The sequence below is a fragment of the Planktothrix sp. FACHB-1355 genome, assembly GCF_014748295.1.
In the GTDB taxonomy this organism is placed as follows: Bacteria; Cyanobacteriota; Cyanobacteriia; order Cyanobacteriales; family Aerosakkonemataceae; genus Aerosakkonema; species Aerosakkonema funiforme_A.
On record NZ_JACJUP010000887.1, the window covers coordinates 1 to 3031 of the forward strand.

Annotated in this window: 4 protein-coding genes; all 4 read right to left on the minus strand. The window is 44.4% G+C overall.

The annotated features are described in order from the left end of the window. Positions 1-350, minus strand: a 350-nt coding sequence (locus H6S82_RS26455) for a BMP family ABC transporter substrate-binding protein (RefSeq protein ID WP_191056975.1), incomplete at its 3' end; no start/stop codon positions are given. A gap of 464 nt (positions 351-814) precedes the next feature. Beyond that, complete coding sequence (locus tag H6S82_RS26460) at positions 815-1522, minus strand: ROK family protein (RefSeq protein ID WP_190471863.1); 708 nt, start codon at positions 1520-1522, stop codon at positions 815-817. Positions 1523-1586: 64 nt separating this feature from the next. After that, the gene (locus H6S82_RS26465; protein WP_190471860.1) at positions 1587-2537 is read right to left on the minus strand and encodes an ABC transporter permease; all 951 of its coding nucleotides are present in this window, start codon (positions 2535-2537) and stop codon (positions 1587-1589) included. A 75-nt stretch (positions 2538-2612) separates the two neighbouring features. Continuing rightward, positions 2613-3031, minus strand: a 419-nt coding sequence (locus H6S82_RS26470) for an ABC transporter permease (protein WP_191056976.1), incomplete at its 5' end; no start/stop codon positions are given.

Sequence of the window (3031 nt, forward strand, 5' to 3'; positions counted from 1 at the left end):
AGATAACCTAATTCACCGCTCTGAAAAGATAGCGCACCTAAATTTCTATTATTACCGGGAAAAGTCCCCACTACAGCAAATTTAGTGCGCGGAAATTCTTTGGCCACAATTTCCGCAGCAGCAACAAATCTGCCTCCGTGACCGATAATTAAATCAAAACCTGACTTGGCATATTGCCTGAATACGTTTGTTACTTCCGCTTCAGATAAATAGTTGGTTTTTTCAGTGTAAGCTATTTTCGCTCTCAGTTGCTGTTCGATCGACTTCAACCCTTCGTACCCTGACTGGCTCCAACTGCCATCGTCGATCGCATCCGGTAGGAGTGCGGCGACTTTAAAAGTGCTTAACATTTCAGAGTCAACACTAGGAGCAGTATGCCTACCCGCTCCACCACAGCCGATCGCAATAAATGGTAGAATTCCTAGAAATAGGTATATTATAAAGATAATCAATCGGCGCATTTGGCTGAGAGACCTATATTTTCAGTTAAATTCCCAGACGCTTACGAATCAGCGAGCCCGCTCCCATAGATAAAATATTTTTATCTAAAATGTCTGACCGATCGCCCTCCTAAAAATTTCGGTGAGAGTATTTTTCACATTATTGATATTGTTATACAATTACCTATAAGTGTTCGGCAACTAAATATGGAAAAGTTTACATAGGCAAGTATGGGCAAGAGTTTTTCATCTTGTTACTGAAGAAATAGCAATCCTACTATCTACTTAGTAGAAGTATTACGCGATGCCTGTAACAATAATGAAAAATTTTTTCTCCCCACTAGCCTGTGTATTTTAAAGTCAGGTTTACAGTACTATTCTCGCCACAAAGCTATGCCCCCTAATAACCCATTCACATTAGGTACTATTTTGGCATTAGGCGGCAAATTTATCGTCATTTCATCTGTGTTACCGCCGCCAATATAGAGTTGGTCGTAATTGAACAAATGCTCTAAGCAGTAAATAGCTTTTTCCAGACGGGAGTTCCATTTTTTCTTGCCAACTTCGTCTAAAGCAGCACGTCCCAGTTGTTCTTCGTAGGTTTGACCTTTGCGAAACGGATGGTGACCCATTTCTAAATTCGGCACTAATTTACCGTTGATAAATAATGCCGATCCGAAGCCTGTACCCAGTGTAATTACTAATTCCACTCCATGCCCAGAAATTGCGCCAAAACCCTGAATATCTGCATCGTTGGCGACGCGCACAGGTTTGTTTAATTTCTGGGAAAGAACTGTTGCTAGATCGAAATCGATCCAATCCGGATCTAAGTTTACCGCAGTTTTAATGATGCCGTTTTGCACTACGCCGGGAAAGCCTACCGAGATGCGATCGAAGTCACCTTGTCCTGCGGCTAAATCTGCGATCGCATTTATTATCGGTTCTGTTTTGGGGGGTTGCGGTGTCGGTACTCGCTTGCGTTCTGTTCGAGGAGTGCCATCTTCGTTCAAAACCATGACTTTGACGCCACTACCGCCGATATCTACCGTCAGGGTGGCAATATTTCCGTTTGCTTGAGCCATTAGCGTTTATGTTAGATCTTCATTACCGCTATTTTATGCAATTTGCAGTTATTTTCGTCGCTCGCTAATTTTCCGTCCCCAACGCTCCCGGTGCGCCGCTAAGCGTCCGTTTCGGCGAACAAGTGATAATCATGATTAGCAATGTCAGGATATACGGCGAAGCATTGAACAGATAATAATAGGAATTGACGCCAACCGATTGCAATGCAGGGCCGATCGCTTGCGCCCCACCAAATAGCAAAGCCGCATACAAGCATTGTATCGGATTCCAACGAGCGAAAATTACCAGCGCCACTGCCATCAAACCTTGTCCGCTGGAAATGCGTTCTGTCCAGCTACCGGGATAATATAAAGATAAGTATGCCCCACCGATCCCAGCCAGAAAACTCCCAGCAATAATGCTGAGCATTCTAATTTTATAAACTGAAATTCCCATTGCTTTAGCTGCTTCGGGACTATCGCCAACCGCTCTTATGTATAAACCCCAACGAGTGGATTTAAAAAACCACTGCATCGCCGGTGCGATCGCCACACCCAAAAGAAAGAGCGGACTAATTTTCAGCGCCGCTTTTATTGAAGGAATATCGCTCCAATTCCCTAACTCAAAAGCAGGTAATTGCGGTGCTACTGGCTGAATAAAAGGTTTCCCTAAGAAAAATGCTATGCCGCTGCCAAAAATAATCATGGCAATGCCGACAGCAACATCGTTTACCTTTTGTTGTTGTGCCAGCCAAGCGTGAATTGTACCCAGTAGCATTCCTGCAAAACCAGCAGTTATGACACCAAGCCAAGGCGCAAGCCAAGATGGAATTCCGTTGGCACTGCTGAGGTAAGATATTGCATAAGCACTCATGGCTCCCATCAATAGGGTTCCTTCCAAACCGAGATTAATTTTGCCGCTTTTTTCTGTTAGGCATTCACCCAGACTAACGAATAGAAAGGGCGCACTACCTCGGATTGTTCCTGCTGCGATCGCCAGCGGTACTCCCCACCAGCCTATACTTTCTGCTGCCATAAGACGATTTTGGATTTTGGATTTTGGATTTTGGATTTCCTGCAATTAGTCTTTTGAAAATTGACAATGACTAATTTATGTTTGTGGATTGATGTTTGGGGCTGATATTTGAGGTCGAACGCCTTCTTTAAAGATGGCAAAACGTCCGTACAGAGACTCGCTGAAAAGAATTACCAAAAATACAACTCCTTGGAAAACCAAAACAGTTGCATCGGGCAATTGATGCGCCCTTTGCAGGATGCCACCGCTCGCAAGAATTCCGCCTAGAATAACTGAAACCACCACGGCGGCTAGAGGATTTTGCCGCGCAATAAACGCAACCAAAATGCCGCTGTAACCGTAATTAGCATTCAGCGATTCGTTAGCGCGACCGTGTACCGCCGCCACTTCTACCATACCTGCTAAACCCGCACAAGACCCGGCTAGGAAACAAATAATTAAAGTTAGTTTCCCTACTGGCAATCCAGCGATTTTGGCAGCCCGAATATTACCGC

Bases quoted from the DNA above. Each gene is read 5' to 3' on its own strand.
- H6S82_RS26460 (WP_190471863.1), bottom strand. From the start codon at position 1,522: ATGGCTCAAGCAAACGGAAATATTGCCACCCTGACGGTAGATATCGGC.
- H6S82_RS26465 (WP_190471860.1), bottom strand. From the start codon at position 2,537: ATGGCAGCAGAAAGTATAGGCTGGTGGGGAGTACCGCTGGCGATCGCA.